Here is a 24,432-nt window from a genome sequence, read left to right as displayed (position 1 = left end):
GTAATTTGCCGGTGCGCTAAAATGGCGTTTTGGATAAAGCAGCCATGACGAAGAACGCATCTCCCGGCGCCCGTTTTCGCGCGGCAGTCGCTGAAGAACAGCCGCTGCAGGTCGTCGGCGCGATTACCGCCTATGCAGCACGCATGGCCGAGCGCACTGGCTTCAAGGCAATTTATCTGTCCGGCGGTGGTGTCGCTGCCAATTCATTGGGTATGCCCGACCTGGGCATCAGCACGATGGAAGATGTGCTCACCGATATCCGCCGCATCACCGATGTCTGCGAACTGCCGCTGCTGGTCGACGTGGATACGGGTTGGGGCGGGGCGTTCAATATTGCGCGAACCGTTCGATCGCTGATCAAGGCCGGTGCAGGTGCGTTGCATATCGAGGATCAGGTCGCGGCCAAACGCTGCGGTCACCGTCCCGGCAAGGCCATCGTCTCGAAAGAGGAAATGGTTGATCGCGTGAAGGCTGCAGTAGACGCACGCACTGACGATCAGTTTGTCCTAATGGCGCGTACCGACTCCATTGCAGTCGAAGGTCTGGCATCGGCGATCGAGCGCGCGCAGGCCTGCGTCGAAGCGGGCGCAGACATGATTTTCCCCGAAGCTATCTACACACTCGATCAATATCGCGAGTTCAAGGCAGCTGTGAAGGTACCCATCCTCGCCAACATCACCGAATTTGGACAGACTCCGCTGTTTACGCGCGACGAACTGGCCAGCGCGAACGTTGACATCATCCTTTACTGCTGCGGCGCGTATCGGGCGATGAACAAGGCGGCGCTGAATTTCTACGAGACAGTGCGTCGCGATGGCACGCAGAAGGCTGCAGTAACGACCATGCAGACTCGCGAAGAGCTATACGACTATCTCGACTATCACGCTTACGAGCGCAAGCTCGACGAGCTTTTTGCCGACGGCAAATCCGGCGACTGATTGCACAACGCGCTTTTCCTTCTTGCTTCGCCGGCCTACCGGCGCAGTTTCATCGATCGAGGGTTTATCCATGAGCGAAACCACGCAAACCGTGCCCAAGGCCAAGAAATCCGTCGCGCTTTCCGGCGTGCCGGCCGGCAATACGGCACTGTGCACTGTCGGCCGCAGCGGTAACGACCTGCATTACCGCGGTTATGACATCCATGATCTGGCGGCCAAAGGCTGTTTCGAGGAAGTGGCCTATTTGCTGGTTCACGGCGTGTTGCCGAACTGGACCGAACTGAATCACTACCGTGCACGCTTGAAGCGGCTGCGTGGGCTGCCGGCGCCGGTAAAGAGCGCGCTGGAGCTGCTGCCGGCCGCTACGCATCCGATGGACGTGATGCGCACCGGTTGCTCGGTACTCGGCACGGTGCTGCCGGAAAAGGACGATCACAACGTCACCGGCGCTCGCGAGATTGCCGATCGCCTGATGGCGAGCTTCGGCTCGATGCTGCTGTACTGGTATCACTTCAGCCATAACGGCAAGCGCATCGAAACGCAGACCGACGATGACTCGATTGCCGCGCACTTTCTGCACCTGCTGCACGGCAAGAAGCCCAGCGATCTGCACGCGCATGCGCTCGACAAGTCGCTGGTGCTGTACGCCGAGCACGAGTTCAATGCCTCGACGTTTGCGGCGCGTGTGATTGCCGGTACTGGTTCGGATATGTATTCCGCACTTACCGGTGCCATCGGCGCACTGCGCGGACCGAAGCATGGCGGCGCGAACGAGGTGGCGATGGAAATCATCGCGCGCTATCGCAATGCCAATGAAGCGGAGGCGGATATTCGCGCCCGCGTCGAGCGCAAGGAGATCGTGATCGGTTTCGGTCATCCGGTGTATACCGTGTCCGATCCGCGCAATGAGATCATCAAGGAAGTCTCGCGCAAGCTGTGCACGGATGGTGGCAATCCCACGCTGTTCGAGGTGTCCGAGCGCATCGAGAAAGTGATGGGTGAGATCAAGAAGATGTTCCCCAACCTCGACTGGTTCTCCGCCAGCGCGTACCACATGATGGGCGTGCCCACGGCGATGTTCACGCCGCTGTTCGTGATTGCCCGCACCTCGGGCTGGAGTGCGCACGTGATCGAGCAGCGTGAGGATGGCAAGATCATTCGTCCCAGCGCGAATTACATCGGACCGGAAGACCAGGCCTACGTGCCGATCGACAAACGCTGAACTGATCGACAGACGTATAAAAGGGAGCCCATCGGCTCCCTTTTTACATGTGCTGCAACGGATTTTTGCATGTGCGCGAGTGGCATCAGTTCTGCAGTAGTGCGTGCAGATATCGCGCGCAGCGAAAGGAAATCGGCTCCTCCACAGAGTCTGCACACGGCTCTCTTTAAATTGGCATTTCCTGCACTGATCAGTACGGAAATGCCCAATGAGTTCACTATTTAAATTTAATCTCTCACGCCCTCGTTTGCGGCGCCATCACTTTTTGATTGCGCCCCTTCTTTTGGCAAGTTCCGCATCGTTCGCCGACGTGTCGCCAGCCCTCGATCGCTTCGACCTTTCACTCGGCGGCTACTACGCCAACACCGACACCACAATCGGCGCCGGCGACAAGAGCGGTCAGTTCAAGGGCAATGTGAATCTCGAGCGGGATCTTGGCTTCGAAGACCACAAAACCGTTCCGCGTGTGAAGCTCGATTTTCTCATCGGTGATCATCAGGGGTTTTCGTTCGACTACTTCAGCATCAATCGTTCGAGAACCAAGACGCTCAGCGACGATATCAGCTACGGCGGCAACGACTACGACGCCTCGGCTTCGGTTCGCGGCAAACTCGATTTCGACTTCGGCAGCGCGGCGTATCGCTGGTGGTTTGGCAGTGGCAACGATGTCTTTGGCCTGGGCATCGGTGCGGCTTATTACCGTGTGCGCGCCGGCATTAGCGGCATTGCCACGCTGGATGGCGAAAGCGCCCAGGCTTCGACCAGCTATAGCGAAACCGCTGGAGCGCCTCTGCTACAGCTAGGCTGGCGGCATGCTTTCAACGACAGCTTGCGCGTGTACTTCGACGCGTCGGGCGTCAAGAAAAACGGCGGCGATCTCAACGGCCATATATATAATGCAGCCCTGGGCCTGGAATGGTATCCCTGGAAAAATCTCGGATTTGGTGCGGAATATGCGTATACCCGCATCAAACTCAACGACGAGCAGGATAGCTACAACGCGAACCTGGACTTGAAGCTGCACGGTCCGTCGGCGTTCGTGAAATTCCGCTTCTGATGGCTACCGCTGAATGATTGACCCCGAAAGGTCACGGTTTCCTGACCGTGCCCTTTCTTGAATGTCGAAAATTTCTCAGCCTGAAGTGATCAGCCTTGAAGTGATCAACATGCAGTAATCAACATGAAGTGATGCGCCGTCGACAACGCTGCATCAACCAGCCACCGCTGCACAGGCTCACCACCAGCAAGACCTGCAGGCCGTATGCCGCCCAGTCATGGGCATCAAACCATCCGGAAATCAGATGGTCGCTAGCGATCATATGTGCGGCAGTCCACGCGATGGCTGCTGCGCCCAAGTAGATGATGATGGGGAAGCGCTCGATCAGTTTCAGGATCATCGTCGAGCCCCATACAACCAGGGGCACACTGATCAACAGTCCCAGCATGACCAGCCCGAGGTGGCCCTTGGAGGCGCCAGCGATCGCGAGTACGTTATCCATGCCCATGAGTGCATCGGCAACGATAATGGTGCGCAGCGCGCCCCAGAAACTCTTCGACGCGCTGATTTCATGCTTGGCATCATCGTTCTGCAGCAGCAGTTTCCATGCAATGGGAAGCAGCAACAGACCGCCTGCGAGCATCAGTCCCGGTAGCTCGAGCAGATGAACCACTACCGCCGTGAGCAGCAGGCGTATGGCAATGGCACCAAAGCTGCCCCAGAACACTGCCTGTTTCTGCAGAGCTTTGGGTAAGCTGCGTGCGGCCATCGCGATGACAATGGCGTTGTCACCGGCCAGCACGAGATCGAGCAGAATGATGGCCATCAGGCCAGAGAGAAAGTCGGTGCCGGTCAGTTCCATGAGCATTTCCATGCGCGTAAGACAATGCGGAGAAAACGAGTGCGCGCGACCCGTTTTCACCGCAAAAGTCTCGTTCGCAACATGGCTGCCGCAGTGACCGGAGCAAGGCATTGCTCGTGTTGACGATCACTGCACTGACGCGATGACGACTGCGTCGGGAACTACTCCCTTTTGGGATGTGCGGTTCGATTGTCGGTGTGGATACCGTCAGGGTCAAGCGTTCGACGTCTGGCAGGCAAGAATGCTGTGGCGTGCGACAGTCGGCTAAAATGGCGGCTTTCCCTGCCGCGAGAACAGTTCATGAGTGCGCACGATATCCGTTCTGCCGTACGTCCCGATCCGGACCAGCCACTGGTCGACATCGCCGATTACGTGATTGATCACGCGGTCGATTCAAAAGAGGCTTACGACACGGCGCGCTATATGTTGCTCGACTCGCTGGGCACCGCGATGCTGGCGATGAAGTTTCCCGAATGCGTGAAACATCTGGGTCCGGTCGTACCGGGCGCAACCTTGCCCGGCGGCGCCCGCGTGCCGGGTACCAGCCATGAGCTGGACCCGGTACAGGCGGCGTTCGCGATCGGCACGCAGATCCGCTGGCTGGATTTCAACGACACGTGGCTTGCCGCGGAGTGGGGTCATCCTTCTGACAATCTGGGCAGCATCCTGGCCGTTGGTGATTACCTCAGCCGCAAAGCGGAGCGCGAGGGTGGCCAGCCGCTTACCGTGCGTGACGTCCTGGGTTATGCGATCAAGGCACACGAAATCCAGGGCTGCTACGCACTGTTGAACAGCTTCAACCGGGTGGGGCAGGACCATGTGATCCTGGTTCGCCTTGCCTCGACGGCTGTTGCCACGGCGATGCTTGGCGGCGGCAAGGAGCAGATTGTCACCGCCGTCTCGCACAGCTGGATCGACAACGGTGCACTGCGCACGTACCGTCATGCACCAAATACCGGCCCCCGCAAGAGCTGGGCCGCTGGCGATGCCTGCCGTCGCGCGGTGACTCACGCTATTAATGCTGTGTATCGCGGAGTTGCCGGCTATCCCTCGGCGCTGTCAGCCAAGACCTGGGGCTTCTACGACGTGGCCTTCAAGGGCAACGCCTTCGAATTCGAGCGTCCGTTCGGCAGTTACGTGATGGAAAACGTGTTGTTCAAGATCAGCTATCCGGCCGAGTTCCATGCCCAGACGGCAGTGGAATGTGCGATGGAGCTGCATGGACAGGTAGCCGGGAAAATCGACCAGATCGAAAAGATTGTCATTGAGACCCAGGAAGCCGGTTGCCGCATCATCGACAAGACCGGGCCGTTGGCGAACTACGCTGACCGCGATCACTGCATCCAGTACATGGTCGCCGTGCCGCTGATCTTCGGCCGCCTGGTGGCTAGCGACTACAATGACGAAATTGCCTCGGATCCGCGCATTGATGCGCTTCGCGACAAGATGGTGGTCAGCGAGAACCCGCAGTTCACCAAGGACTACTTCGACCCCGATAGGCGCTACATCGGCAATTCGGTGCAGGTGTTCTTCAAGGACGGCACCAGCACAGACAAGGTATCGATCGATTATCCTATTGGGCACCGCAAACGTCGCGCGGAAGGTATTCCGGTGCTGCTCCGGAAATTCGAATCTGCCATGCGTGACCATTTACCAGCGCATCGTGTCGAGGCCATTCTCGAGGCGACCAAGACCCCGGAAACATTGGACGCTATGCCGTTACATCATTTCCTCGGCCTCTTCACATTGTAAAGACGAGGTGACTGGAATATTAAGCGTGTGCGAAGGGAATCAGTGGCTTGATTCGCTGGGTTGAATGAATTGGTTTAGCGCTGGCGTGGTTTTGAGGGATTATCTCGGTGGGTTGTCAATATGAAAGCCATCGAGGTTTCCTGAATGAAGTCTCACCGGGGTGATTAAGTTGCCAATGTGTTAACGTGCCAACCACTTAACGAATTTGCTACACTCTCCACCGCTTGTTGCATGAACGCCAGGCACGGGCTTGAAACCCTGAATGACGTACTTTAGTTCCGATACGCGATTTCCGGTTTGATTTGAACGGACGCGAAAAAAAACCTAAAAATGAGGAGACACCTGATGAATCGTAAGGGCTTATATTTTCTGATCGCGCTGGCCCTGGGCGGCGTAGGTGCCGTTCATGCGCAAGACGCAGCCGCTCCAGCCGGTGACAGCTCCGCCTCGACAGCTCCGGTCTCGAGCTTTGATGACCGTTGGTACATCGCGCCGACCGTCGGCGGTTACTACAACGATGACAAGCGCAACACCAACAGCCGTCAGTTCTACTACGGCCTAGGCTTTGGCAAATTCTTCACCCCGAACCTGTCGATCGACCTGTTCGTTGACCGCACCAAGCGCAAGATCGACAACGGTCCGGCGAACGGTGGTGGTCAGAGCAGCAATTCGTGGGCTAGCAACGACGTTGGCGTCGCCGCTCGTTACTATGTTGGCGACTGGAACGCTTTCCGTCCGTACCTGTTGGCTGGCGTAATTGGCAGCCACCACAACAACCCGTATGACAGCGGCTGGGCTCCGGCTGCCGAACTCGGTGTTGGCGTGTCCAAGACCGTTACCGACAGCACCGACATCCGTGTCGAAGCCGGTTACCGTTATGACTGGGACGACAAGACCAGCGAGAACGCTGCTTTTGCCAACACCGGCAACAACACCAACCGCAATGGTTATGGCGACGCGTTCCTGGGCCTGAGCATCGTCTCGCGCTTTGGCGCCCCGCCGGCCGCTCCGGCTCCGGCCGTTGCTCCGCCGCCGCCAGCACCTGACTGCTCGAAGACCGTCGTCAACGGCGTGAACCTGTGCGACAACAAGTGCCCGAACCTGCCGGAAGGCACGATCGTTGGACCTGACGGTTGCCCGCAGAAGGTTGTTATCGACCTGCGCGGCGTGAACTTCAAGTTCGACTTCCCGAAGAAGGGTCACGTGAAGGCAAGCGAAATCGGCAAGGCACTGGCCGTTCCGACTGCTGACTCGTTGGCAGTGCTGAACCAGGCTGTGGATACCCTGCAGCGTTACCCGCAGGTGCACGTGACCGTTGCTGGCTACACCGACAGCAAGGGTACCGATGCGTACAACCAGAGCCTGTCGGAGCGTCGTTCGCAGATCGTGTACGACTACCTGACCAGCCACGGTATCGATGCTAGCCGCCTCGACGGCCCGATCGGTCACGGCAAGAACGATCCGATCGGCGACAACGCCACGGATGCCGGTCGCGCCCAGAACCGTCGTACCGAACTGCAGGTCAAGCAGTAATAGACCGCAGCAAGTAAATAAAGAACCCGGCTTCGGCCGGGTTTTTTTATGCGCGGTTGCCAGAAATTCGTTTATGAGGTCCACGTCTGTGGAGTGTCGTTAATCAATCCTTGTAGCGCCGCAGTCAACGCCGATACGCTACGTGGATGCCTCGCCCCATTTCTCGTTCCATGCGGACAACCGTAACCGTCAAATCACCACGACACGGTTTGGCGCGTGTGCTGTCCAAAATGGGTGTCTGTTCACGCAGTCAGGCCGAGCAGTGGATTCGTGACGGTCGGGTAAGCCTTGACGGTCGGGTAGAGCGCGACCCGCAGTTTCCAACCGTGATCGATCGATCCGTGATTGCGGTGGATGGGGTCGACGTCAAAGCTGCTGCGCATGTCTATGTGATGTTCAACAAACCGCGCGGGTTGGTCGTCAGCGCCATTGACGAACGCGGTCGGGACACCGTCTACACCGCACTGGCTGCCGCAGGTTTGCCGTGGCTTGGGCCGGTCGGGCGACTGGACAAGGCTAGCGAAGGCTTGCTATTGCTCAGCAATGACACGACATGGGCGTCCGGCATTACCGATCCAGTGACCCACCTGGACAAGACGTATCACGTCCAGGTGGCCGGGCAACCGGATGATTCAGTGCTTGTCAAAATGCTCTCGGGCGTCAACGAGTCGGGCGATTTGCTGAAAGCAAAACACGCGGTCTTGCTTCGTGTCGGTGAAAAGAACGCCTGGCTCGAAGTCGTGCTTGACGAGGGCCGCAATCGCCACATTCGTCGTCTACTCTCCGTACTGGGATTTGACGTTCTGCGATTGATCCGCGTCGCTATCGGCCCACTGGCACTGGGCGACTTGGCCAAAAGTCAGTGGCGCCAGCTCACTGCCCAGGAAGTACGTGAGCTGGATACACGGCTATAACAGTAAACGTTGTTCCGCGGTAAAGGTTACCCGCCGATCACACCCAGCTGCTTTCCAACCTTGGTGAATGCGGCAATCGCCTTGTCCAGATGCTCGCGCGTATGCGCTGCGCTCATCTGCGTACGGATGCGGGCCTTGCCTTGCGGCACTACCGGGAAGAAAAATCCGGTGACGTAGATGCCTTCCTCGAGTAGCGCCGATGCCATGGCCTGGGCCTTTGGCGCGTCGTAAATCATCACCGGCACAATCGGATGCACGCCAGGGCGAATATCGAAACCCGCCGCGCTCATCTGCTCGCGAAAGTAGCGCGTGTTGTCCTGCACCCTGGTGCGCAGATCGCCAGCGGAAGCCAGCATCTCGAACACCTTGATGCCAGCGGCGACCACATGGGGTGGCAGCGAGTTGGAGAACAGGTACGGGCGCGAACGCTGACGCAGCATCTCGATCACTTCCTTTCGGCCGGTGGTGAAACCGCCCAGTGCACCGCCAAGTGCCTTGCCAAGGGTACCGGTGAAGATGTCGATCTTGTCCATTACACCGTGCACTTCCGCCGCACCACGGCCATGCTCACCAAGAAAACCGGTGCAGTGGCATTCGTCGATATGCACCAGTGCGTTGTATTTCTTCGCCAGCGCGGTGATTTGATCCAGCGGCGCGATAAAGCCGTCCATCGAAAACGCGCCGTCACTGGTGATCAGCTTGGTGCGCGCGCCAGCGGCGTCAGCGGCTTGCAGCTGTGCTTCCAGATCGGCCATGTCGCAGTTGCCATAGCGGAAGCGCTTGGCCTTGCACAGGCGGATGCCGTCGATGATCGATGCGTGGTTGAGCGCGTCGGAGATGATGGCGTCTTCTTCGCCGAACAGCGGCTCGAACAGGCCACCGTTGGCATCGAAGCAGGCGGCATAGAGGATGGTGTCCTCGGTGCCAAAGAATTCGGCGATCTTCGCTTCCAGCTGTTTGTGCAGATCCTGCGTGCCGCAGATAAAACGCACCGACGCCATGCCGAAGCCGTGCGTGTCCAAGGCATCCTTGGCGGCCTGGATCACATCGGGATGATCCGCCAGGCCAAGATAATTATTGGCACAAAAATTCAGCACCTTGCGGCCATCGGCCAGAGTGATTTCCGCCGACTGCGGTGAAGTGATGATGCGCTCGGCCTTGAACAGGCCCTGTTCGCGGATGGATTCGAGTTCGCTCTGGTAGCGCGCCTGGCCGGGGTAGCTCATGGGGAATTCCGACGGTGAGAAAGCGCCCATTGTGAGCCCTCGACGTCCATCGGAAAACCTCAGGCGTTCGCATCGCCCGGCAACGCTTATCAAACCTCAGTGCAAGCCGAAATCCACGCGTGTGGTAAGCCCCTTGTCGTCGATGCCCTTGGCATCGAGTTTCGGTGCCAGCACGAACAGTCGCTTGTCGGGAATCTTGCCACGGAACCAGCTGCGCACGGCATCTGCACGCTGCTGCGCCAGATGACGCATCGCATCCGTATCCGTCGGAACATTGGCTTCCAGCATGCTTTTCATCGTGTCAGGTGGCTGCGATTTGGTCAGGCCGATCAAGTCGCGCGGCTTTTTGAATTTGGCGTGTTTGTACGCTTTCGCCAGATACTTGTTGTAGTCATCGGGACTCAGTGGCGCTTCGGCGCCGGATGCCTTGGCATCGTCCTTGTCACCTTCGTCGTCGCGCTGTTCGGCTCTCACCAGTTGGTCGACTGTCACGGTGCGCAGGCCGCTTTCGTCCTTAGTCGGGTCGGTACGGCCGATGATGTCGAGGTTCAACGAGGGCTTGTCTGTCAGCGCTTTCACGATAAGGGTCAGCCTCTTCTGGGCGTCTGCACTTAGTTCACTGCTGCCCGGAGCAAATTCCACATAACCCAGATCCTGCCCGGAGCTGCCGCTGAATGCCGAAGCAAGCAGCCGGAACGGTGCAGTCACGGCCCGACCGATCAAGTTGACGAACGCGTGCCAGACCAGCCCGCCGATGCTGAACTTTGGATCATCCAGCGAACCGGATACCGGCAGATGTACGTCGATGCGACCCTGTGAATCCTTCAGCAGTGCTACTGCCAGCTTGACGGGCAGGTGGCTGATGCCCTTGCCCTCGATACGATCACCGAAGGTCAGCTGGTCGATGAAGATATGGTTGTCGGCCGAAAGCTTGCGTTGGTCCAGCTTGTAGTGGACGTCGGCATTGAGCCGGCCCTTGGTGATGGGATAACCGGTATATTTACCCGAATAGGCGCTGAGATTCGTCAGTTCGATGCCCTCGGCCTTGCCGCTGATGTCGAGAAACGCCACCGGCGCGAGCGGGTTGATCGAGCCCTCGATATCCACCGGCGAGTTGTCGTCGAGCTGACCTTGCAGGCTAAGGTCAGCTGGCGGCCCGGCATCGGTACCAAAGCCACCGATCTTGCCGGTGAGCTGGGTGATATTGGCGGTGTAGTTGGGCTTGATGAAGTTGTCGGTGTAGTTGAGCTGGCTGTTGGCTACGGTGATGGCACCGATATGAACCTGTGGCGCTGGTATGTTGGCCGCGATTGCCGGGCTGGGTGTGCTCGCTGCTGGCGCCGGCACGGTCTCGGCTCGGGTCACCGACACCGGCGCGGCGGCAGCGGGATTGGTGATCACATCCTGCGTATTCAGCCGTCCATTGGCGTTGATGATCAGTCGTGCGTAGACCTGATCCAGCGCCAGCGTACCGATGGAAATCTTGGGTGCACCATCGCCAAGTTGCACGTTCAGGCCACTCAGTGTGAGCGCCTGCCAGCGCAGAAAATCGTCGCCGCTAACCTTGTCCTGCACGCGCACGCGTCCCAGTGTGACGCGGCCGCGGTAGTTCACTCGCGATTGGTCGCCGTGTTCCATATAACGCACGCGCCCATCACTGCTAAGCAACGCGCTGCTGACAAGTACATTGAGTGGCACGCTGCCGTAATTCTCGAACGGTGCCAGGTCAAGCCGTGTGGTCTTGATCTGCAACTGTGCATTCAGCGGTTGCGGCGTCACGGTACCACTGACTTGATAGTTGCCGCTTTTGCCGATCGTGCCCGATGTGTCGAGCTTCAGCAGTTGATGCATATCGTCGGACAGACCGTCGGCCTTCAGCCTGATCTTGCTGACCTTCAACGTCTGTGGTTTGCCTGGCATTTTGTGATCAGTCAGCGCCAGCGCACCGTCATCAAGAGTGAAGTGGTCGATATGCCAATGCCATGCGCCCGAAGCTTTGGCTCCCTTGGGTACTTTTTTATGACCAGCAGTGGCTCGTGTCGATGACGCTGATGTGGAGGAGCCCGACGTCGAGGAAGCGAGTTCGGCCAGATCAATATTTCCATTGGCCAATCGCTGCGCGTTAACCGTCAGTCCCTGCATGCTCACCGTACCGAGCTTTGCCTGCTGTTTGATCAAGTCGAATTGGTCGAGACCCAGTTGCAGGTTTTTCCAGTGAACCTCCGAATCCTTGTGCTTCTTCGGCATCAGCGCGACATCGCTCAGCGTGATCTGCGTGGTGCTCAGTTGTGCGTCGAATGGGCCACTCCACTGCGCCTGTAATTGGCCGTGCGCAGCAAGTTTGCCGCTAATGCTAGCGGCCAGAGTGGGGTCGCCAATGGCCTGTAGCGGCGCAATATCCACACCATCCAGGCTTACGGCACCGTGGAATTGGCTGGCTGCAATATCGACCGTGCCCTTCGCTTTCAGACTGCCGCCATTGAGCTGCGCGGCCATATCGATAGTGGCCGCCGGTGCTGCCACGGTCGACAATCCACTGATGCTGCCGTGCAGATTTTCCACGCTCAGCTGCGTCGGTGACGTGCCCGTTCGATCGACGTAGACCAGGTGACCACCGGTCAAGTCCATCCGCGCAATGCGTACGGCAGTCGTGCTGCCATCCGTTGGCTTGCCGCCACCGAGCAACGGATCGAAGTTGCTGTGTCCACCGGCGAGGCTGACGTAGTGCAGTTCCGGCTGATCGAGCCGCAACGTACCAAGCGTGTAGCGCGATAACAGCGGTTGCACGTCGGTCAGCTGCGCCTGTGCCTGTTGCAGACTGAGCAAGGGCGTCGAGTCTTTGCTGTTCGCGGCCAGTTGATCCAGCTGCAGTGTGCCGGTGAGGCTGAGTTGCGGTGTCTTCGGATCGGCGATGAAGTGCAGATCCAGTTCACCCGACAGCTGCCCCTTTGCCACTGCCACTGGTAGCGGCGTAGGTACATAATCGAGGTAGCGGGGCAGGTCGAGATGATCGATATGGAAATGCATCACCGACTCGCGCGTGCTGGCGAATGGTTTGATCTGGCCGGCCAACCTGACTGCGCTGCCATCTACCGTCATGGCCAGCAGCGGCTGCACAAAAATATCGGTGTCGCTGGGCAGGCTGGCGATAAACGGAATGCCCAACTCCAGCTGAGCGATTTCGTGATGCGCCTTGAGTACACCGTCGTCGAAAACAATATCGCCCTGATGCACGCTGATGTTGTAAAGCGCGAATCGCGCCGGCGACGCGTCCGGTTTCGCTGGACCGCCCGTAAACTTGTCGATCAGGTCGGAGAAATTGAAGTGCTGCGGTGCGTCCCGTGACAGCAGAATCCGCGGTCGATCAAGCTGCAGCTGATCGAGAATCGGCGCAAGCCGAAACAGCGAACTCCACGAGGCGTTGATGATCAGGTGATCGACATCGACGAAACGGCTGTGACCATCGCGATCGCCGATATGCAAACCGTCCAGCGCAAGCCGCAGCGTGAACGGATTCAGATGCACCTGCTGCACGGTGACCGGTCGTTGCAGTGCAATGCTCAGTCGACTCTGCAGCTGGTTGCGGATCAGCGGCGGCGCCGCAAAAAAGCCGAGCAGGCCGAATACGACCAGCACGATGGCGATGATGCGTACTGTCTTGCGTACCCGATGGGATCGATAGAGTTTGCCGGCCGGCTCGCGCCAGGCGGTGGGATGTGACCATGAGAGCAGCTTCCATTTCCGCATTTGACCGTGCTCCAGCTGTTTGCGAGTCGTCGCGCGCGGCCGGCATGGCGGCGCACCTTGTCCCTTCGCTACGGCTCCCTGACATCCTGATGATAACTCTACGCCCGCTGCGTGTTGCTCGTCCGCTTGCCAGTGCGCTTTTTCTTAAAGCCAAAACGACAACACCCCGTCAAGGCGGGGTGTTGTGTTGGGGATTAAAGCGCCCGACTCAGTGCCAGGAACAAACCACCTTGCCGCATACGCCAGCATCCATCAGGTCAAAGCCCTTCTGGAAATCGTCGATGGCGATCTGGTGCGTCAGCACCTTCTGCAGCGGAAAGCCGGTCAGCACCATCTGAGTCATCTTGTACCATGTCTCGTACATGCGACGGCCGTAGATACCCTGCAGCGTAAGGCCCTTGAAGATCACCTTGTCCCAGTCGATGCCCGCACCGCGCGGCATGATGCCGAGCATGGCGATCTTGCCACCGTGGTACATGCAGTCGAGCATGTCGCCGAAGGCTCGCGGGTTGCCGCTCATTTCCATACCGACATCGAAACCTTCGATATGCAGGTCGGCGATCGCTTCCTTCAGCGACTGCTTGGAGACGTTGACTACACGTGTGGCGCCCATATCGGCGGCCAGCTTCAGGCGATAGTCGTTGACGTCAGTGACGACGACGTTGCGTGCGCCGACATGCTTGGCGATGCCGGCGGCGATGATGCCGATCGGGCCGGCGCCGGTGATCAGCACGTCCTCACCAATCAGGTCGAATTCCAGCGCGCAGTGCGCGGCATTGCCATAGGGATCAAAAAACGCGGCCAACTCGGACGGAATCTGATCCGGAATCGGCCACAGGTTCGAGGCCGGCATGGCCATGTATTCGGCGAATGCGCCGTTGCGATTCACGCCAATGCCTACGGTGTTCGGGCAAAGGTGCGTACGCCCGCCGCGGCAATTGCGGCAATGGCCGCAAACGATATGCCCCTCGGCCGAAACGCGGTCACCAATCTTGTAGCCAGTGACGCCGGGGCCCATTTCGACGATGCGACCGACAAACTCATGGCCGATGGTCAGGCCTGGCGTAATCGTGCGCTGCGACCACTCGTCCCACTTATAGATGTGCAGGTCGGTGCCGCAGATCGCGGTCTTTTCCATCTTGATCAGTACTTCGTTGGGGCCGATCTCGGGGATCGGTACCTCTTCCATCCAGATACCCTGTTCGGGCCTGCGCTTGACCAGGGCTTTCATTGTCTGCTGCTGCATGGGAGATCCAGGGATGGGAGTGAAGGCAATCTCGAATTATAGATCGCCTCGACCTTCCGGCGCCCTGATGCGCCGCATCATTGGTCAACAAATCCTGCGAAGGTTCAGATATCCAGGCGGTCGTAGCTGCGCTTAAACACGATGGGTTGCTTCACCGTTGGCGTGGTCCATTGCTCGGTCACCGTCAGATGATGGCCATCGGACGACTTCACCCAGTACTGGTCCAGATGCGTGCCGCCATCGAACTGCATGGTAATCAGCAGGCCATCAGGGTAACTACGCGTTTGCACCACCGCACCGCCATTGAGCGATTGCTGCGCGACCCCATCGAGCCTGGCCTCCAGTCGATCGCTGTCGCTCAGCGCCACCTGCACGTGTTTCGCGTCCTGCTGCACGTTGAGTATGGAGTCGTTGGCAAGCAGGGGCGGTGGTGTATCGACGATCGGCGACGTGCCGTCGCTGCTTGCCTTGCTCTGGTTGCGGTTGCCGCCGTGGCCGTGGCCGCCACCACCCGTACCTCCGCCCATGCCACCACCACCTCCCATGCCGTGTCCGCCGCCGCCACGGCCGCCCTGCGAATTGGAAGCAGTGCTTGCCGCGGGGGTGCTGCTTGACGAGGCGCTGGCCGGCAGTTGGGCGGCGGCTTCTTCACGTTTTCGCTCGACACGCAGGCGTGCGGCTATGTCCTCCGGGCTATCGCTCTGTTGATCATTCAATCGCCAGATGCCGCTGAAATCAGGCAGGGCCGGCGATGCAGCCCGCGCACGTTCCATCACGGCAAGCATGGTGCCAGCGAGTAGCAAAAAAGAGAGGCATAGCGACTTCGACAATGACATGGGCGGCTTCGTGATGATGGTGTCGGATCGTTCCCGTCACGCCTGATGCAGGCATGGCGCGCGCCTCGATATAAGTACGAACGTATAGCAAAGCATGCAAACGCCCGGTCCGGGACATCCGTTGACGGTGCATCGATTGCGTAACAGACCTTTACAATGCGTCGATGCCCATCGATCAGCGCCCGCTTGCCATCTTTCTGATGGGTCCCACCGCCTCGGGCAAAACCGCGCTGGCGTGCGAGCTGAGCGAACGCTTTCCGCTTGACCTGATCAGCGTGGATTCCGCACTGGTCTATCGCGGGATGGACATCGGCACGGCGAAGCCGGATGCAGCCACGCTGGCGCGCTATCCCCATGCGCTGATCGATATCCGCGAGCCATCGCAGCCATATTCCGCTGCCGACTTTTCCACCGATGCGCTGCCGGTGATGCAGCAGATCAGCGCGCGGGGCAGGGTGCCGCTGCTGGTCGGTGGCACGGGGCTGTATTTCCGCGCCCTGCAGCAGGGGCTCTCCGATCTACCCGATGCCGATCCGATTGTGCGTGCACGACTATTCGCCGAAGCGCAGCAGATCGGCTGGCCGGCCATGCACACGCGTCTGGCCACGCTCGATCCAGCGGCCGCGTTGCGCATCGGCGCCAACGATGCGCAACGCTTGCAACGGGCGCTGGAGGTGATCGAAATTACTGGCCACCCGCTATCTGAACTCCAGCAACGCGGCCATACGCGCTTTCCCTGGCGCGTGCTCAAGCTGGCGCTGCTGCCGGAGGATCGAGGCGTGCTGCATGCGCGCATTGCACAGCGGTTCGACACGATGCTGGCTGAGGGCTTTCTCGACGAGATGCAAACACTGCGTGCCCGCGGTGACCTGCACGCCGATCTGCCAGCCATCCGCGCCGTCGGCTATCGGCAGGCTTGGGAACACCTGGAGGGTGCCATTGATGCCGCCGAGTTCCGCGACCGTGCGATCTTCGCCACCCGCCAGCTCGCGAAGCGGCAAATCACCTGGCTGCGCAGCGATGTGGGTGCTCGCGTATTCGATCCGGATCGACCGCATCTGCTTGCCCGCGCGGTTGATGCCGTGCAGCTTTTTCTGGGGCAGCTTCCCTAGGCAATTCGGCTCAATCGGGAGCATCGTGAAAATCCGCAGGCGTGCCACTTCCCCAGTATGCGGTCCCCTACGCAAAAAGCCCCTTTCATCAGACATTTAAAAGCGGTTAAGATCAAGGTCATGTTGGGCCGAGGCGCCTTTGGCGTTTTTTCTCGGACCTGGTCGCACCAAGGGGAGAATAAGAAATGTCCAAGGGACAATCGTTGCAGGATCCGTTTTTGAACGCGTTGCGTCGCGAGCGCGTGCCCGTGGCCATCTATCTGGTCAACGGCATCAAGCTGCAGGGCACGGTCGAGTCGTTCGACCAGTTTGTGGTGCTGCTGCGCAATCAGGTCAGCCAGATGGTCTACAAGCACGCCATCTCCACCGTGGTGCCCAGCCGCAACGTCAAGATCGGCAACGGCCACGATGGCCCGGATGGTCACGACGGCCATGCCGATGCGTCCTCGGCTGACACCGGCGCTTGATTGACGGGGCGTCAGCCCGCATGAAGTGGGTAGGTTTCCACTAGGCCACACCCACACGTGTTTGATAGACAGAAAAGAGGCGATCGCGCCTTGCTTGTGCTGCCGCACTCCCGTGCCGAGCACGATACGGTGCGTCGTGGCGAAGAATTCGCTGAGCTGGTGAAGTCGGCGGGTGCCGAGGTGCTCGGCACCATCGCTGCCCGTGTCGAGAATCCCAACCCGCGCTATTTCATCGGCACCGGCAAGGCCGACGAAGTAGCCGAGGCTGCGCGGGCCGTTGGTGCCGATCTGGTGCTGGTCGATCACGAGCTGACGCCGGTGCAGGAGCGCAACCTTGAAGAACACCTGGGTATTCGCGTGGTCGACCGCGCCGGCCTGATCCTTGACATTTTCGCCCAGCGGGCGCGTTCGCACGAAGGCAAGCTGGAAGTGGAGCTGGCCCAGCTCAAGCACATCGCCACCCGATTGGTGCGCGGCTGGACCCATCTGGATGCCCAGCGCGGCGGCGCTATCGGTAACCGCGGCCCGGGTGAAACCCAGCTCGAGCTCGATCGCCGGCTGCTCGCCGAGCGCGTCAAGATGCTTACCAAGCGGCTGGAAAAAGTGCAGACCCAGCGCACCCAGCAGCGCCGCGCGCGTCTGCGCAACACCGTGCCGCGCGTGGCGCTGGTCGGTTATACCAACGCCGGCAAGTCCACCTTGTTCAATGCGCTGACCACGGGCGAGGTTTACGCCGCCGATCAGCTGTTTGCCACGCTCGATCCCACCGTGCGCAAGCTGGAAGGCCTGACCTGCGGCCCGGCCGTGCTGGCCGACACGGTCGGCTTTATCCGCGAGCTGCCACACGATCTGGTCGCCGCTTTCCGCGCCACTCTGGCCGAGGCGCGCGATGCCGATCTGCTGCTGCACGTGTGCGACGCCTCGGATGACGAGCGCGACCGCCTGCATCACGTGGTCGACACCGTGCTCGAAGAAATCGATGCCGGCGGCCTGCCGCAGCTGCAGGTGATGAACAAGATCGACCTGGTACAAGGTCTGCCCGGCGACTCCGCGGGTGATGATCAGGCGGTGGCTCGTACTTTGCCATCAAGCATCACACCGCGCATCGATCGCGACGCCGCCGGCAAACCGACGCGGGTCTGGCTGTCCGCTGTCACGGGCGAGGGCATCGAGCTGCTGCGTCAGGCGCTGGGCGAGCTGCTCGGCGGCGAGCGTATTCAGTCTGGTCTGCAGCTGCCGCTTTCCGCGGGTCGTTTGCACGCTCGGCTCAAGGCAGCCGGTGCGATCACCGGTGAAACGGTGGACGAGCATGGCTGGCAGCTGCGCATCGATGCCCCGCGCAGCGTTATCGCCCCGCTCAGTGGCGGCGATGCCACCGAGACCCAGCTATTGCGTGAACTGCTGGCCGAGGCACCCTCGCCGTAAGCCACTGAGCCCCAAGGTCGCGGACGACGGCAACACACTCTGGTAGAATCCACGGTGTTTGTGCGGCCAAAAACCTTTCGGGCAGCACCCCGTTTCGACAGTATTGGCGACCTCACATGCGCTATCCCCCTCAACGTGTGTTCCGGCCGTGGTTGCCGGCCTCCCGCCTCCAAGGAGACTGACAGTGGCATGGAATGAACCCGGCGACGGGCAGAAGCGTGATCCGTGGGGCAAGAACAACCGCAAGCCGGACGGCAAGTCGCCGCTCGACGATCTGTTCAAGCAGGCCAAAAAGCTGCTCGGCTCACCCAAGCAGATGTCGCGCAACCTCATCACGGGTGTCATCGTGCTGCTGGTTGTGGGCCTGCTGCTGAGCAGCTACACCGTCATCGAGGCCCGCCAGGTTGGCGTGGTGCTGCGTTTTGGCGGTTACTCGCGCACACTCGGCCCGGGTTTCCATCTCAAGCTGCCGCAGCCGTTCGAGTCGGTCGAAAAGGTCGACATCGCCCGCGTGCGCTCGGTCAACGACAAGGTCACCCTGCTGACACGCGACGAGAACATCATCGCGGTGGATTTCACCGTGCAATACCAAGTGACCGATGCGCAGAAATACCTGTTCTCGCTCAACGATCCGGACGGCACCGTGCAGACGGCAGCCGAAGCCGCCGTGCGCAGCGTGATCGGTGGCAGCACCATGGATCAGATTCTTTCTGGCGGCGGCACGCCGCTGGTGGGGCAGGCCAAGCAGGCTGTGCAGAAAACCTTGGATGCCTATAGCGCAGGCATGCAGGTCAGCGACGTCAGCTTCCAGAGCGTGGCGCCGCCGAAGGACGTGAAAGACGCTTTCGACGACGTCAACAACGCCCGCGAAGACAAGCAGAGCAGCGAAAACGCCGCCCAGGCCTACGCCAGCAAAGTGCTGCCCATCGCCCGCGGCGACGCCTCGCGTATCGCGGCCGACGCCGAAGGCTATAAGGCCGAGCGCATCGCCCGCGCCGAGGGTGATACCACCCGCTTCAACCTGATCCTGAAGGAATACAAGGGCGCGCCCGAAGTCACCCGCCGCCGTCTGTACCTGGAAACCATGGAGCAGGTGATGGCTAACAACACCAAGGTCGTCGACGGCTCCGGTGGGCATAACATCATCAATCTGCCGGCGGTTAGTGGCGATACCACCAGCACGGTTCCAGCGACGTCGGCCACCGTCAACGCGGTTGTGCCGGCATCCGTCGATGCACCGGTAACCGACGACAAGGGCAAGCAGCCATGAACAGAATCATTATTGCTGCTGTCATTGCGCTGCTGATCATCCTCGGACTCAACAGCCTGTTCGTGGTCAAGCAGGGGCATAGCGCACTGTTGCTGCAGTTTGGCCGTGTGCTGCGTTCGGATTACCAGCCGGGCCTACACGCCAAGATTCCGCTGATGCAGCAGGTGGTGGAATTCGATAACCGCATTCTGTCGCTCGATGCGCAGCCGCAGCAGTACATCACTGCCGAAAAGAAAAGCGTCAACGTCAACTTCTATGTGAAGTGGCGCATTGCCGATGCCACCGCCTATTACGGTGCCACTGGCGGTGATCCGTTGCAGGCCGCGCAGCGCTTGATGCCGCTGATCAACGACGCCCTGCGCGCGCAGTTCGGTGCGCACAAGCTGGACGAGATCATCGACGGCGGCAGCCAGCAGATTACCGAGCAGTCGCGTACCTTGGCCGACGCTGCTGCGCGCAAGAGCCTCGGCATGGAAGTGGTCGACGTGAGGATCAAGGGCATCGACCTGCCGGACGAGGTCAACGCCGCCGTCTACAAGCGCATGCGCGCCGAGCAGGTGCAGGTCGCCAACCAGCTACGCTCGGCCGGACAGGAAGAAAAAACCAGGATCCAGGCCGATGCCGATCGCCAGATCGTCGTACTGAAAGCCGATGCCGAGCGCGACGCCGAAAAAGTACGCGGCGACGGTGACGCCCAGGCCGCCGCCATCTACGCGCAGTCGTACGGTCAGGACCCGGAGTTCTACAACTTCTACCGCAGCCTCATTGCGTACAGCACCGCATTCAAGAACGGCAAGGGCGTCTTGATCCTCAAGCCGGATTCGGAATTCCTGCGTTACTTCGACGATCCGTCGCCGAAGCGCTGAGCCAACATCATACTGGCGCAATTTGCCGGGCTGCAAAACGTATCAATGACGTCGCCCCAGCAGCGGGCAACACCAACGTGAGCGAGAAAATCATGGGTAAGTCAGTAGTTATCTTGGGTGCCCAGTGGGGCGACGAAGGCAAGGGCAAGATCGTTGACCTGCTGACGGAGCGCGTCGGCGCCGTCGCCCGTTTTCAGGGTGGCCACAACGCCGGCCACACGCTGGTGATCAAGGGCAAAAAGACTGTGCTGCATCTCATCCCTTCAGGCATCCTGCGCGACGACGCGCTGTGCCTGATCGGTAACGGCGTGGTGCTGTCGCCCGCCGCGCTGATGGAAGAGATCGCCGAGCTTGAGGGCAATGGTGTCGAAGTGCGCTCGCGCCTCAAGATCAGCCCGGCCACGCCGCTGATCATGCCGTACCACATCGCGGTGGATAAGGCGCGCGAGATCGCCGCTGGCGGCAAGGCCATCGGCACCACCGGTCGCGGCATTGGCCCGGCGTACGAGGATAAGGTCGCCCGCCGCAGCATCCGCGTAGCCGATCTCATGTATCCGCACGAACTGCCGACGCTGCTGAAAACCGCCGTCGACTACCACAACTTCATTCTCACCCAGTGGCTCAAGGCCGAGCCGGTCGATTACGACACCGTGCTCAAGGACGCGCTGGCCTGGGGCGAATACATCCGCCCGATGGTCGACGACGTCGCCACCATCCTGCATGACGTGCGCAAGAGCGGCGGCAACATCCTGTTCGAAGGCGCGCAGGGCGCACTGCTCGATATCGATCACGGCACCTATCCATACGTCACCTCCAGCAACACCACGATCGGTGGCGCACTGGCCGGTACCGGCGTCGGCGCCAGCGATATCGACTACGTGCTGGGCATTTGCAAGGCCTACGCCACGCGCGTCGGCAGCGGTCCGTTCCCGACCGAGTTGAACGACGAGATGGGCGAACGCCTGCGCAAAGTCGGTAACGAGTTTGGCGCCAGCACCGGCCGTCCGCGCCGCTGCGGCTGGATCGATCTGGTCGCGCTCAAGCGTGCCACCCAGATCAACGGCATCAATGGCCTGGCCATCACCAAACTCGATGTGCTCGACGGCCTGGACACCATCAAGGTCTGCATCGCGTACGAGTACCGCGGTAAGCGTCGCGAACTGGCCCCGCTCGATGCGGACGGCTGGGACGAGTGCAAGCCGGTCTATCTGGAATTCCCCGGCTGGCAGGAATCCACCGCCGGCATCCGCGACTGGAACCAGCTGCCGCCTGCGGCCCGCGCCTACTTGCGCGCCGTGGAAGAACTCTCCGGCTGCAAACTCGCCCTCGTCGCCACCGGCGCCGACCGCGAAGACACCATCGTGCTGGATGATCCGTTTGCCTGAGCACGAGCTTGAGGTAATGGTTGAACAGAGAAGCCCCGCGTCGCGGGGCTTTTTTGTTTCTGCGCGAAAGTCTAAGGATGCAACGAAAAAGGAACGATGAATTCCGGACCTGTCGTATGCTTCCCGATACTGGAAAGTGCACGAGCGCCGCAGCCAGAGCTGTGCTGTTTACCTAGGAGCGAGCATGCAGCTGTACGCAGGAATGGCAGGGAATTTCGTACAAGCCGCAACACATAATGCGATAGCCTTGCGCCTATCTGACGCGTTCTTTGAGCACTTCAGGTATCGCCCTTCTCCTGGCGAATTCCAGTCCTGGCAAAATTCCCTGAAGTCGCTGGCTAGCGTCATTGAAATCGGGCAGCTGAGAGACAGTGGTGTGCTGCTTGAGTTTCAGTTGCCACTGACTTCTCGTCGACTCGATGCCTTGATCACCGGCAGCCACGGAAAGCGCCAACGCGGTGTGATCGTTGAACTGAAGCAATGGAGTCAGTCGGAGCTGGGCAGTGCGGATGATCTGCTGCGCACCTGGGTCGGCGGCAGCCACCGTGACGTATTGCATCCGTCGGTGCAGGCTAATCAGTATCGACGCTATCTGACAGATATGCACGAAGCTTTCCAGGGTGAAGACAGGGTCTCGCTGGATGCTTGCGCCTACCTTCACAACTATCACCCCGAAGGTGTCGATCCGCTTTTTGACGAGCGTTCTGAGGCGGTTCGCCGACTGGTCCCCGTGTTTACAGGGGGCGATACGACGCGCTTGGCAGAGCATCTTGTCGATCATCTCGGCTTGGATGGTGGCGAAGAAGCGTTGAGCCGCATCGTCAATAGCCGTTATCGTCCGGCCAAGAAGCTGCTGGCGCATGTGGGGCAGGTGATCAGGCAGGAGCCGGCCTTTGTCTTGCTCGACGAGCAGCAGATTATCTTCAGTCAGGTACGCTCGGCTGTTGAATCCGCGGTGCGGGATCATCGCAAGCATGTCTTTCTTGTACACGGTGGCCCAGGCACGGGTAAATCGGTGCTGGCGCTCAATCTGCTTGCGGAGTTGTCGACCCAGGGGCTCAATGCGCAGCATGCCACCGGTTCGAAAGCGTTTACCAGGACGTTGCAGAAGATTGTTGGAACCCGAGCGGGACAGCAATTCAGGTTTTTCAATAATTTCGTACACGCGTCGCATAACGACATCGATGTACTGATCTGCGACGAAGCACATCGCATACGCTCCACCAGCAACCATCGATTTACCAAGAAAGCGGACAAGTCCGAACGACCGCAGATGCAGGAATTGATTGAATCGGCCAAGGTCACTGTATTCCTGGTGGACGACCAGCAAGTAGTTCGTCCTAACGAAATCGGTACTTCAACCCTGATTCGGGAGTTTGCGAGCCGCCAGCAATGCATGTTGCACGAGAGCCGGCTCGAGGCGCAGTTTCGCTGCTCGGGATCGGAGGCATTCGTGGGTTGGGTGGACAATACCCTAAGCGTGCGCAAGACAGCTCATCCGATCTTTGATCAGGCGCAGGAAACTTTCGAGATCCTGATTGTCGAGAGTCCCGAGATCCTGGATACCGCGATCCGCGGCAAAGCAGCCGAGGGTCATTCGGCCCGCCTGGTCGCCGGCTATTGCTGGCCTTGGTCGACAACTCTCGCAGCCGACGGCCAGCTTGAAAAAGACGTCAAGATCGGCGACTTCGAGCGCCCATGGAATGCACGGGCGGATATGAAAGGGTTACCCGCAGGCATTCCCAAATCCGATTTCTGGGCCCACGATGCAGCAGGGATCGAGCAGATCGGCTGCATCTATACGGCACAGGGGTTCGAGTTCGACTACGTCGGGGTCATCTGGGGCAGGGATCTTCGATACGATCCAGCGACCAGCGAGTGGATCGGAGATCGCGCCGTCTCGCAGGATGGAGAAGTAAAGCGTCGTGCGGAGGGCTTTCTGGCTCTGGTCAAGAACACGTATCGTGTCTTGTTGTCTCGTGGCATGAAGGGCTGCTACATCTACTTCGAGGATCGGGAGACCGAGAAGTTCGTGCGTAGCCGTATCGAGAATCTTGGGCTTGCACCGAAACTGTCGATTGATAAACCCATACGGGAGATGGTTCCCGAGACACCCATGTTCGATAGCAGGCCGTTTCAGGTTCTGCCGGGAAGGGATGTTCGCCCTTGGGAAAATGCGGTGCCGTTACTTGACCTAAAGATCGCCGCGGGCGATTTCAGCGATGCTCAGTCATTGGAAGAGGATGCGCTGGAATGGGTAACCCTGCCAGACCATATTCGTCCGCAGCCAGGACAATTTGTTGCGCAAGTCGTAGGTGATTCGATGAACCGCAGAGTGCCCAATGGGACATGGGCGCTATTCACAACGAGCATGAGGGGGAGTAGACAAGGGAAGGTCGTACTTGCGCAGCGGCGTGAACTTGGCGACCCGGACGAGAGCGGCCGCTATACCCTGAAAATATACGATGCACGCAAGCATGAGGATGACAGCGGTATCGTCTATGAGTCGGTCACACTCAGACCGGATAGCACGGATGAGCGTTATCAAGCGATCAGCATCGATCTCCATGATGACGACCAGGCGCGGATCATCGCCATCTTAGTGCTTACTTTGGTTTGAACCACCGAAGTGGT

At 59.7% G+C, this 24,432-nt stretch carries 18 protein-coding genes; 13 read left to right on the top strand and 5 right to left on the bottom strand.

Features of this window, described 5'->3' with window-relative positions:
• The first annotated feature begins 44 nt into the window (after window positions 1-44).
• The 3 genes from prpB (at window position 45) to HDE79_RS19750 (ending at window position 3,217) form a co-directional block, all read left to right on the top strand.
• Window positions 45-938 carry a methylisocitrate lyase gene (gene prpB, locus HDE79_RS19760; protein WP_184604637.1) on the top strand — a complete coding sequence of 298 codons (894 nt, stop codon included), beginning with the start codon at window positions 45-47 and terminating at the stop codon, window positions 936-938.
• Between the two features lie 70 nt (window positions 939-1,008).
• Window positions 1,009-2,160 carry a 2-methylcitrate synthase gene (gene prpC / locus HDE79_RS19755; RefSeq protein WP_184604635.1) on the top strand — a complete coding sequence of 384 codons (1,152 nt, stop codon included), beginning with the start codon at window positions 1,009-1,011 and terminating at the stop codon, window positions 2,158-2,160.
• Window positions 2,161-2,443: 283 nt separating this feature from the next.
• Window positions 2,444-3,217, top strand: coding sequence for an autotransporter outer membrane beta-barrel domain-containing protein (locus tag HDE79_RS19750; protein ID WP_255488526.1), 774 nt, complete (start codon window positions 2,444-2,446; stop codon window positions 3,215-3,217).
• Between the two features lie 118 nt (window positions 3,218-3,335).
• Here the strand turns inward: HDE79_RS19750 and HDE79_RS19745 are convergent, their stop codons facing one another.
• The gene (locus tag HDE79_RS19745) at window positions 3,336-4,019 is read right to left on the bottom strand and encodes a TerC family protein (protein ID WP_184604631.1); all 684 of its coding nucleotides are present in this window, start codon (window positions 4,017-4,019) and stop codon (window positions 3,336-3,338) included.
• A gap of 300 nt (window positions 4,020-4,319) precedes the next feature.
• Between HDE79_RS19745 and HDE79_RS19740 the strand changes: the two genes are divergently transcribed.
• From HDE79_RS19740 to HDE79_RS19730, 3 genes are all read left to right on the top strand, one after another.
• Window positions 4,320-5,771: a bifunctional 2-methylcitrate dehydratase/aconitate hydratase gene (locus HDE79_RS19740; protein WP_184604629.1), complete on the top strand. Its 1,452-nt coding sequence runs from the start codon at window positions 4,320-4,322 to the stop codon at window positions 5,769-5,771.
• Window positions 5,772-6,116: 345 nt separating this feature from the next.
• The gene (locus HDE79_RS19735; RefSeq protein ID WP_184604627.1) at window positions 6,117-7,304 is read left to right on the top strand and encodes an OmpA family protein; all 1,188 of its coding nucleotides are present in this window, start codon (window positions 6,117-6,119) and stop codon (window positions 7,302-7,304) included.
• Between the two features lie 209 nt (window positions 7,305-7,513).
• A complete protein-coding gene (locus tag HDE79_RS19730) occupies window positions 7,514-8,218 on the top strand; it encodes a pseudouridine synthase (protein ID WP_255488525.1) in 705 nt (234 codons plus the stop codon).
• Between the two features lie 26 nt (window positions 8,219-8,244).
• Here the strand turns inward: HDE79_RS19730 and kbl are convergent, their stop codons facing one another.
• The 4 genes from kbl to HDE79_RS19710 form a co-directional block, all read right to left on the bottom strand.
• Window positions 8,245-9,444, bottom strand: coding sequence for a glycine C-acetyltransferase (gene kbl, locus HDE79_RS19725; protein ID WP_184604624.1), 1,200 nt, complete (start codon window positions 9,442-9,444; stop codon window positions 8,245-8,247).
• A 96-nt stretch (window positions 9,445-9,540) separates the two neighbouring features.
• Window positions 9,541-13,191 (bottom strand): DUF748 domain-containing protein, encoded by a 3,651-nt coding sequence (locus HDE79_RS19720; RefSeq protein ID WP_184604623.1) that lies wholly within the window; start codon window positions 13,189-13,191, stop codon window positions 9,541-9,543.
• A 208-nt stretch (window positions 13,192-13,399) separates the two neighbouring features.
• Window positions 13,400-14,422: an L-threonine 3-dehydrogenase gene (gene tdh, locus HDE79_RS19715; protein ID WP_184604841.1), complete on the bottom strand. Its 1,023-nt coding sequence runs from the start codon at window positions 14,420-14,422 to the stop codon at window positions 13,400-13,402.
• Window positions 14,423-14,541: 119 nt separating this feature from the next.
• Window positions 14,542-15,273 (bottom strand): hypothetical protein, encoded by a 732-nt coding sequence (locus tag HDE79_RS19710; RefSeq protein WP_184604621.1) that lies wholly within the window; start codon window positions 15,271-15,273, stop codon window positions 14,542-14,544.
• Window positions 15,274-15,437: 164 nt separating this feature from the next.
• Here HDE79_RS19710 and miaA point away from each other — a divergent pair, with 164 nt between their 5' ends.
• The 7 genes from miaA to HDE79_RS19675 all read left to right on the top strand — a co-directional run bounded on the left by miaA (window position 15,438) and on the right by HDE79_RS19675 (window position 24,418).
• Entirely contained in the window at window positions 15,438-16,385 is a 948-nt protein-coding gene (gene miaA / locus HDE79_RS19705) for a tRNA (adenosine(37)-N6)-dimethylallyltransferase MiaA (protein WP_184604619.1), read from the top strand.
• Between the two features lie 185 nt (window positions 16,386-16,570).
• Window positions 16,571-16,852, top strand: coding sequence for an RNA chaperone Hfq (gene hfq / locus HDE79_RS19700; protein ID WP_184604617.1), 282 nt, complete (start codon window positions 16,571-16,573; stop codon window positions 16,850-16,852).
• A gap of 57 nt (window positions 16,853-16,909) precedes the next feature.
• On the top strand, window positions 16,910-18,277 hold the full coding sequence (gene hflX / locus HDE79_RS19695) for a ribosome rescue GTPase HflX (protein ID WP_184604615.1): 1,368 nt from the start codon (window positions 16,910-16,912) through the stop codon (window positions 18,275-18,277).
• A gap of 184 nt (window positions 18,278-18,461) precedes the next feature.
• Window positions 18,462-19,547, top strand: a complete 1,086-nt coding sequence (hflK, locus tag HDE79_RS19690) for an FtsH protease activity modulator HflK (RefSeq protein WP_184604613.1) — start codon at window positions 18,462-18,464, stop codon at window positions 19,545-19,547.
• Window positions 19,544-20,413, top strand: a complete 870-nt coding sequence (gene hflC / locus HDE79_RS19685; protein ID WP_184604612.1) for a protease modulator HflC — start codon at window positions 19,544-19,546, stop codon at window positions 20,411-20,413. Before hflK ends, hflC begins: the two co-directional genes overlap by 4 nt.
• 92 nt (window positions 20,414-20,505) lie before the next feature.
• Window positions 20,506-21,798 (top strand): adenylosuccinate synthase, encoded by a 1,293-nt coding sequence (locus tag HDE79_RS19680; RefSeq protein WP_184604610.1) that lies wholly within the window; start codon window positions 20,506-20,508, stop codon window positions 21,796-21,798.
• A gap of 184 nt (window positions 21,799-21,982) precedes the next feature.
• The gene (locus HDE79_RS19675; RefSeq protein ID WP_184604609.1) at window positions 21,983-24,418 is read left to right on the top strand and encodes a DNA/RNA helicase domain-containing protein; all 2,436 of its coding nucleotides are present in this window, start codon (window positions 21,983-21,985) and stop codon (window positions 24,416-24,418) included.
• The last annotated feature ends 14 nt before the right edge of the window (window positions 24,419-24,432 follow it).

The organism is Rhodanobacter sp. MP1X3 (genome assembly GCF_014207165.1).
Lineage (GTDB): Bacteria > Pseudomonadota > Gammaproteobacteria > Xanthomonadales > Rhodanobacteraceae > Rhodanobacter.
Note: the sequence above shows the minus strand (reverse complement) of the source record. Positions and strands in the feature narration are given on the sequence as shown.

Excerpts from the sequence above, each read along its gene's own strand:
- prpB (WP_184604637.1), top strand. The coding sequence starts at position 45 with ATGACGAAGAACGCATCTCCCGGCGCCCGTTTTCGCGCGGCAGTCGCT.
- prpC (WP_184604635.1), top strand. The coding sequence starts at position 1,009 with ATGAGCGAAACCACGCAAACCGTGCCCAAGGCCAAGAAATCCGTCGCG.
- HDE79_RS19745 (WP_184604631.1), bottom strand. The coding sequence starts at position 4,019 with ATGGAACTGACCGGCACCGACTTTCTCTCTGGCCTGATGGCCATCATT.
- HDE79_RS19740 (WP_184604629.1), top strand. The coding sequence starts at position 4,320 with ATGAGTGCGCACGATATCCGTTCTGCCGTACGTCCCGATCCGGACCAG.
- HDE79_RS19735 (WP_184604627.1), top strand. The coding sequence starts at position 6,117 with ATGAATCGTAAGGGCTTATATTTTCTGATCGCGCTGGCCCTGGGCGGC.
- kbl (WP_184604624.1), bottom strand. The coding sequence starts at position 9,444 with ATGAGCTACCCCGGCCAGGCGCGCTACCAGAGCGAACTCGAATCCATC.
- HDE79_RS19720 (WP_184604623.1), bottom strand. The coding sequence starts at position 13,191 with ATGCGGAAATGGAAGCTGCTCTCATGGTCACATCCCACCGCCTGGCGC.
- tdh (WP_184604841.1), bottom strand. The coding sequence starts at position 14,422 with ATGAAAGCCCTGGTCAAGCGCAGGCCCGAACAGGGTATCTGGATGGAA.
- HDE79_RS19710 (WP_184604621.1), bottom strand. The coding sequence starts at position 15,273 with ATGTCATTGTCGAAGTCGCTATGCCTCTCTTTTTTGCTACTCGCTGGC.
- miaA (WP_184604619.1), top strand. The coding sequence starts at position 15,438 with ATGCCCATCGATCAGCGCCCGCTTGCCATCTTTCTGATGGGTCCCACC.
- hfq (WP_184604617.1), top strand. The coding sequence starts at position 16,571 with ATGTCCAAGGGACAATCGTTGCAGGATCCGTTTTTGAACGCGTTGCGT.
- hflC (WP_184604612.1), top strand. The coding sequence starts at position 19,544 with ATGAACAGAATCATTATTGCTGCTGTCATTGCGCTGCTGATCATCCTC.
- HDE79_RS19680 (WP_184604610.1), top strand. The coding sequence starts at position 20,506 with ATGGGTAAGTCAGTAGTTATCTTGGGTGCCCAGTGGGGCGACGAAGGC.
- HDE79_RS19675 (WP_184604609.1), top strand. The coding sequence starts at position 21,983 with ATGCAGCTGTACGCAGGAATGGCAGGGAATTTCGTACAAGCCGCAACA.